The 7,356-nt window shown below is 62.4% G+C and carries 7 protein-coding genes; 3 read left to right on the forward strand and 4 right to left on the reverse strand.

Features of this window, described 5'->3' with window-relative positions:
• Nucleotides 1-72 precede the first annotated feature (72 nt).
• Entirely contained in the window at nucleotides 73-1,059 is a 987-nt protein-coding gene (locus tag HBN98_RS13640) for a GlxA family transcriptional regulator (protein WP_083366454.1), read from the forward strand.
• Between the two features lie 7 nt (nucleotides 1,060-1,066).
• Here the strand turns inward: HBN98_RS13640 and HBN98_RS13645 are convergent, their stop codons facing one another.
• The 4 genes from HBN98_RS13645 to HBN98_RS13660 all read right to left on the reverse strand — a co-directional run bounded on the left by HBN98_RS13645 (nucleotide 1,067) and on the right by HBN98_RS13660 (nucleotide 5,112).
• Nucleotides 1,067-1,699, reverse strand: a complete 633-nt coding sequence (locus tag HBN98_RS13645) for a BRCT domain-containing protein (RefSeq protein ID WP_083366453.1) — start codon at nucleotides 1,697-1,699, stop codon at nucleotides 1,067-1,069.
• A 12-nt stretch (nucleotides 1,700-1,711) separates the two neighbouring features.
• The gene (locus HBN98_RS13650; RefSeq protein WP_064586808.1) at nucleotides 1,712-2,101 is read right to left on the reverse strand and encodes a hypothetical protein; all 390 of its coding nucleotides are present in this window, start codon (nucleotides 2,099-2,101) and stop codon (nucleotides 1,712-1,714) included.
• A gap of 391 nt (nucleotides 2,102-2,492) precedes the next feature.
• On the reverse strand, nucleotides 2,493-4,319 hold the full coding sequence (locus HBN98_RS13655; protein WP_083366452.1) for a glycoside hydrolase family 15 protein: 1,827 nt from the start codon (nucleotides 4,317-4,319) through the stop codon (nucleotides 2,493-2,495).
• Complete coding sequence (locus tag HBN98_RS13660; RefSeq protein ID WP_064586810.1) at nucleotides 4,312-5,112, reverse strand: glucose 1-dehydrogenase; 801 nt, start codon at nucleotides 5,110-5,112, stop codon at nucleotides 4,312-4,314. The genes HBN98_RS13655 and HBN98_RS13660 overlap by 8 nt, the downstream gene beginning before the upstream one ends.
• A gap of 243 nt (nucleotides 5,113-5,355) precedes the next feature.
• On the opposite strand from HBN98_RS13660, the gene HBN98_RS13665 reads away from it, so the two are divergent.
• Together HBN98_RS13665 and HBN98_RS13670 are read left to right on the forward strand one after the other, a co-directional pair.
• A complete protein-coding gene (locus HBN98_RS13665; RefSeq protein ID WP_083366451.1) occupies nucleotides 5,356-6,528 on the forward strand; it encodes an MFS transporter in 1,173 nt (390 codons plus the stop codon).
• Between the two features lie 78 nt (nucleotides 6,529-6,606).
• Nucleotides 6,607-7,341: a thioesterase II family protein gene (locus tag HBN98_RS13670; protein ID WP_083366450.1), complete on the forward strand. Its 735-nt coding sequence runs from the start codon at nucleotides 6,607-6,609 to the stop codon at nucleotides 7,339-7,341.
• Nucleotides 7,342-7,356 lie beyond the last annotated feature (15 nt).

Below are 7,356 nucleotides of genomic sequence, written 5' to 3' on the forward strand. Positions count from 1 at the left end.
GAGGGGTGGACGGCTTCACTCTAGGCGCGTAGGTTCTGGCGTATACGCCAATCACCCCACGAATTACGCCAAATGCCTAAAGCCATTCACGTACTCGCGTTTGCCAACATGCAGATCCTCGACGTCACCGGGCCGTTGCAGGTGTTCGCCTCGGCGAACGACCTCGCCCGCCAGCGCGGCTTGCCCGTGCCATACAAGCCGTCCGTGATTGCCCGCGAGGGCGGGGCGGTGATGTCGTCGGCCGGCCTGGCAGTGCTTGCCGAGCCTTTGCCGCAGGAGCCCAGCGATACCTTGATCATCGCCGGCGGCTGGGGCATTTACCCGGCGGCCGAGGATTTGGCGCTGGTGGACTGGGTGCGCGAACACGCAGCGGGATGCCGCCGCGTGGCTTCGGTGTGTACCGGTGCATTTCTGTTGGCCGCCAGCGGCTGGCTCGACGGCCGCCGTGTGGTCACCCACTGGACCCGTTGCGAGCAACTGGCGCAGCAGCACCCGCAGCTGCAGGTCGAAGCCAATCCGATCTTCATCAACGACGGCCCGGTCTGGACCTCGGCGGGCGTCACCGCTGGCATCGATCTGGCGCTGGCGATGGTCGAGCAAGACCTCGGCCGCGACATCGCCCTCGACGTCGCCCGGCATCTGGTGGTGTTCCTCAAACGCCCGGGCGGGCAATCACAGTTCAGCGTGACCCTGGCCCTGCAGAATCAGGGCAATCGTTTCGATGACCTGCATGCCTGGATCGCCGAACACCTCACCTGCGACCTCGGCGTCCCGACCCTGGCCGAACAGGCCGGCATGAGCGAACGCAGTTTCGTCCGCCACTACCGCGCCGACACCGGCCAGACCCCGGCGCGGGCCATCGAACTGATCCGCGTGGAAACCGCGCGGCGTCTGCTCAGCGACACCGGACTGCCGGTGAAACGCATCGCCGCCAATTGCGGATTTGGCAGTGAAGAGACGTTGCGCCGCAGTTTCCTGCGGGCGATTGGCGTGACGCCGCAGGCGTATCGGGAGCGGTTTTCGGTCAATGCTGGCGAAGCAGAGTCAGCGACGCCCTGAGGGACAGCTATCCGAACAGCGCCTTCTGCCAATGATCTTCGCCGATGATCGCAATCGGTACGCCGCTGTCTCTGAGTTCTACGGCTTTCTTGATCTTGGTGCCGTAAGAACTGTGAAGCCACTGATCATTGCCGATGCTGCCCACCACCAGGTAATGGATTTTTTTGCTGACGGAGCCACCGATAAGTCCGCCACGTTCGATGATCTGCGACTCACATTCCTTTCGTGGACCGTAGGCCATGATGCCTGTAAAGAGGAATACCCGATCGGCCAGACATAATTCCGGGGCCGGGTGGTCGAGAGGAAGGCTGGTCGATGCTGTATGAGGTTGTGCGCTGCCGACCGACAATCCCGTGAATTGATGGAGCATTTCCAGCAACTCCACGGATTCATCGGCGTCCAGTACTCCGTCGCTGAGCATATCGGCGAGTCGTTTATAAAGAATGTTTACAACCGGATCTTCCAGGTGCACTAAATGGGTTTCGATCCATGTCTTGAGAAACTCGGCTTCCTGCTGGTTGATCTTGCCGTCGGCGGCAAGTCCGGCGGCAATGCCGACCAGTGCATCGGCTGAACGACGGTCGATCCTGGCCTGATGAAAGAAAGCGCTGTTTTGACATTCCTGATGTAAATCGACCATTGCTGCTTCTCCTTAAGCCTCAGCTTCCGCCACCTGATTGAAATACTTGGTCCGATCCGGAGTAAACGTCACCCGCATCTTCGTCCGCGAACAGGTCAGTGCACGTTCTTCACCCAGATCAATATCCAGATCTTCCCCACGCAAGCCCTGCCACTGCGCCAGGTATTTCAGCGAACCGTATTTCTCGTTTTTCTTCAGGCTGCGGCTCACGCCACCTTTCCAGCCGAGCACGGGCAGTTCGCCGGCGAGGCATTTTTGGGCGAGGTCGGGGAAGCGGGCGGCGCGCTGGCGGCCGATTTCCCAGCATTTGATCAGGCCTTTGTCGGCGTCGTCCCAGAGTTGGATGCGGGTCAGGCCGGTACGCAGGGGCGTGGCGATGGGGCGGTGGACGTGCTGGGTCATTCTGGTTCCTTGAATTCGGGTTTTATTGGACAGCTCCGCTGTGCCCGTTGCGGTGGATGGTAGGGGGGGATGTAACAGCTGGCAACAAGGTATTTCTGGGTGTAAGTGCAGATTGCAGGGGAGGGATTGGTAAGGATTTGTTTAAACGAAACCGGGACTGAATGGCACAAATTGTGGCGAGGGGATTTATCCCCGATCGGCGGCGCAGCCGTCGCAAAGCCGCGCAACGCGGTACTGCTGAGGAAATGAGAAGGTAAAGGCAGGGGCTGCTTTGCAGCCCGTCGGGGATAAATCCCCTCACCACAGGGGATCTGATTCTGTTTATTTCTGTGTAGCCGTTAGCCCGGCGAAGCACAGGGATACAGCAGATTTCCTACACGCACTGACGAAATTACGGCTGCCACTCACTCTTTTCCCCACTCAAGCGCCGATCGAGGAAACTCGCCGCACTGATCAACGCCAGATGCGTCAGCGCCTGCGGGGTGTTGCCCAGGTGCCGGCCCTTGCTGTCGAACTCTTCGGCGTACAGGCCCAACGGATTGGCATAGCGCAGCAGCTGTTCAAACTCCAGGTGAGCCTTTTCCACCTGACCGGCGCGGGCCAGGCATTCGACGTACCAGAACGAACAGGCGGCGAACGCGCCTTCAGTGCCGGTCAAACCGTCGATGTTGGCGTCGTCGTTGCGGTAGCGGTAAACCATGCCGTCGCGCACCAGACTCTTTTCAATGGCCTCCAGGGTCGACAGCCAGCGCGGGTCCTTGGCGCTGACGAAACGCACCAGCGGCATCAGCAGCATCGAACCGTCGAGCGCCGTGCCGCCCTTGTACTGGACGAAATGGCCGCGATCTTCGTCCCAGAAGTTGTCCCAAATGTCGGCGTAGATCGCCTGGCGGGTCTGGTCCCACTGGACGAACGGGGCCGGCAGCGAGCGTTTCGAGGCCAGGCGAATCGCCCGGTCCAGCGCCACCCAGCACATCAGTCGCGAATGCAGGAAGTGATGCTGCTCACCGCGCATTTCCCAAATTCCGACATCGGTGGTCTGCCAGGTCTCACACACCTGATCGACCACTTCGCGCACGTGTTTCCAGCCTTCGTGGGAAATCGCGTCGCCATACTTGTTGACCAGATACACCGCGTCCATCAGCTCGCCGAAGATATCCAGCTGGATCTGGTCATAGGCGCCGTTGCCGATGCGCACCGGTTGCGCGCCGCCGTGACCGGACAAATGCGTCAGCTCGGTTTCCGGCAATTCCTGACGACCGTCGATGGCATACAGGATGTTGAGTTTGGTTGAGTGACCCTGGCAGTCGCTGACCCGCCCGCGCAGCCAGCTCATGTAGGCGTTGGCCTCGCTGACGAAACCCAGGCGCATGAACGCGTAGACGGTGAACGAGGCATCGCGGATCCAGGTGTAGCGATAATCCCAATTGCGCTCGCCGCCGGGGGTTTCCGGCAGGCCGAAGGTCGCGGCGGCAAGGATCGCGCCGTGCTTGCGCGAGGTCAGCAGCTTGAGTGCCAGCGCCGAGCGATTGACCATTTCCCGCCAGCGCCCGCGATAGTTGGACTGGCCGATCCAGTCGCGCCAGAACTTCAGCGTGCGCTCCAGGCACATTTTTGCGCCGTCATCCTTGAAGCGTGGATCGTCGGCACCACCGAGGATGAATTCGGCGGTTTCGTTGTGCTGCAGACTGAACGATGCGACGGCCGATTCGCCATCAATGTGCAGCGCCTGATCCGCCACCAGACGCAGCGACGGCTGGCCGTCGGCGCTGAAAATCACCGACTGCCCGGCCATCTGCGCCCGGGTCTCGGCGCGGGCGTAGTCATGGCGCACCGCGCAGCGCATGTGAAAGGTTGCCGCGCCGCTGACCACCCGCACCCGACGCATCAGCATCGGCAGGTCATCCTCGCTGTCGCCCACCGGCAGCAGGTCGGTGATTTCCACCACGGCATCGTCGCTGAGCCAGCGGGTCTGCAGGACGTTGGTGTCGGGCAGGTAGATCTGCTCGCGGCGGGCGTCGGGCAGGTCTGGCGCAAGCTGGAAAATCCCGGCGTCGGGGGTGTCCAGCAGCGAGCAGAAGATCGACGGACTGTCGAATTCCGGCCAGCAGAAAAAATCCACGCTGCCCTTGTCGTTGACCAGCGCCGCACTGCGCATGTCGCCGATGATGCCGTGGGCGTCGATGCTGCTTTGTCGTTCGAGGTGATGCTCAGCCATTGCCGCGAAACTCCGGATAAAGACTCATGCCGCCGTCGATGAACAGGGTGGTGCCGACGATGTAGTCGGAAGCATCGGAGGCGAGGAACACCACCGCGTTGGCCACGTCCTCGACATCGCCGATGCGCCCGTAAGGGATCAGCTCCAGCAGTTTTTCACCGGCGGCGCCTGCGGTGGCCTCGCTGTTGATCGCGGTGCGAATAGCCCCCGGGGCAATGCCATTGATGCGAATGCGCTGATGGCTGACTTCCTGAGCGAGGGTCTGCATCAACTGATCGACTCCGCCCTTGGACGCTGCGTAATTGACGTGCCCGGCCCACGGAATCCGCTGGTGCACCGAGCTCATGTGGATGATCTTGCCGGCCGCCCGTGACACACCTTCGCGTACGCCCTGGCGGTTGAAGATCCGCAGTGCGGCGCGGGCGCAGAGGAACTGGCCGGTGAGGTTGACGCCGATCACCGTGTTCCAGTCTTCGAGGGTCATGTCCACGGCCGCCGCATCCTTTTGCAGGCCGGAATTGGCCACCAGAATGTCCAGCGAACCAAAGGCCTCGAGGGTCTCGGCGAACAGCCGTTCGACCTCGTCTTCCTTCGATACGTCGGCGCCAATCGCAATGGCCTGGCCACCGTCGGCAATGATTTGTCGCGCCAGGGCTTCGGCAGGTTCGGCCTGGCGGTTGTAATTGATGACGACTGCGGCGCCGGCAGCGGCGAGGGCTTTGGCGGCGGCGTGGCCGATGCCGGAGCTGGCACCGGTGACCAGTGCCACTTGGCGGGCGAGGGATATTTGCATGCGAAGTCGTGCCTTGAGTGAGGGCCTATTCAGCTGACTGGTCGCAAGCGGAGAGAGTTCAGTAGCAAAGATCAAAAGATCGCAGCCTGCCGCAGTTCCTGCATGGGAATGTCAGCACCTGTAGGCGCTGCCGAAGGCGGCGATCTTTTGATCGTCAGGGCCTTCACATTCCACCAACAATTGCGCGCTTCCACGCTCGTCAGCCTTTATGGCAACTTGGCGGCCCCTGATGAGGCTGTACCCATGGCAAATCCTTACCGCGAATTGTTCACCGCCCCCGGTGCCCGAAACTTTGTACTGGCCGGGATGATCGCGCGCATGCCGATTTCCATGACCGGGATCGGCGTGATCACCATGCTGTCGCAACTCAAGGGCGGATATGCACTGGCGGGGGCGGTGGCGGCGACGTTTGCCCTGGCCACGGCGTTTTGTGCGCCGCAGGTCTCGCGTCTGGTGGACCGCTTCGGTCAGGGCAAGGTGCTGCCGCTGTCGGCGTTGCTTGGCGGCGGGGCGTTGCTGATGTTGCTGCTGTGCACGCGCTTGCAGGCGCCGACCTGGACGCTGTTCATCTTTGCCGCGCTGGCCGGTTGCATGCCGAGCATGTCGGCGATGGTGCGCGCGCGCTGGACCGAGATCTACCGCGGTCAGCCGCAATTGCAGACCGCCTATGCGCTGGAATCGGTGCTCGATGAAGTCTGTTTCATCGTCGGCCCGCCGCTGTCGGTGGGGCTGTGTGTGGTGGCGTTTCCCGAGGCCGGGCCGCTGGCCGCGCTGCTGGCGCTGGCGATCGGGGTCACCCTGTTTGTCGCCCAGCGCAGCACCGAGCCGGCGGTGCACCCGCAGGAATCGCAGCATCAGGGTTCGATCATTCGCTCCACCGACATTCAATGGCTGCTGGCATTGATGGTCGCCATGGGCGTCATCGTCGGTGTGGTCGATGTGGTCAGCGTCGCGTTCGCCCAGCAACAGGGGCAGCCGGCAGCGGCAAGCATCGTGCTGTCGGTGTACGCCATCGGTTCTTGCCTGGCCGGTATTGCCTTCGGCGCGATGCGTTCGAAATGGCCGTTGCCGCGCCTGTTCCTGTATGGCGGCATCGCGACGGCCGTGACCACCTTGCCGTTGCTGCTGGCGAGCAATATTTTCGGGCTGTCGCTGGCGGTGTTTGTCGCCGGTCTGTTCTTTTCGCCGACGCTGATCGTTGCCATGGCGCTGGTCGAGCGCATCGTGCCAGCGGCCAAACTCACCGAAGGCCTGACCTGGCTGGTGACCGGGCTGAGTATTGGCGTGGCGCTGGGGGCGGCGGGGTCTGGCGCGCTGGTGGATGCCTTCGGCGCGCGCAGCGGGTTCTGGCTGGCGATTGTCGCCGGGGCAGTGGTGCTCGGCTCGGCGGTGCAGAGTTTCCGTCATCTGAAATAACGGTTGCCGAGGCGCAGGGCTAATTTGCGTCAGGTTGTCTTCGTTCTTCTATACAGACAACTTTTCGAGGTAAGCCGGGTGACTCAGCTGACATTGCTGTGCCTTCCTTATTCGGGCGCCAGTGCCATGGTCTACAGCCGCTGGCGGCGCAAGCTGCCGCAGTGGCTGACGCTGCAACCGGTGGAACTGCCGGGGCGCGGCGCGCGCTTCAACGAGCCACTGCAAACCGACTTGCGCACCCTGGCCCGACAACTGGCTGCCGAGCTGCAACCATCGTTGCGCGCGCCGTATGCGATTTTCGGCCACAGCCTCGGGGCCTTGCTGGCCTGTGAGCTGGCGCATGCATTGCGCGCGCTGGGCCTGCCGGAACCGGTGGCGCTGTTCGCCTCGGGCACTGCGGCGCCGACGATGCGCAGCGACTACGATCGCGGTTTCGCCGAACCCAAGACCGACGCCGAACTGATCGAACAATTGCGCTCCCTCAACGGCACCAGCGAAGAGGTCCTGGCCAGTGCCGAGTTGATGAGCCTGACCTTGCCGATCCTGCGTGCCGACTTTCTGCTGTGCGGCACCTTCTATCCGCTTCAGCGTGCGCTGCTGAAATGCCCGATCCACGTGTTGGGCGGCACCACCGACCGCGCCACCACCGAACAACTGATCGGCTGGAGCAAGGAGACCCTTGGCAGCTTTTCCGTGGACATGCTCGCCGGCGGGCACTTTTTCATTCATGAGCATGAAGCCAAGGTGCTGAAGGTGATCAAGGATCAACTGGAAGTGCACCATCGCCGGCACAGTCTGATGGCCGTTGTGTAGCGCGATTCCTGGCTT

Origin of the sequence: Pseudomonas koreensis, from assembly GCF_012986595.1 — a bacterium.
In the GTDB taxonomy this organism is placed as follows: Bacteria; Pseudomonadota; Gammaproteobacteria; order Pseudomonadales; family Pseudomonadaceae; genus Aquipseudomonas; species Aquipseudomonas koreensis.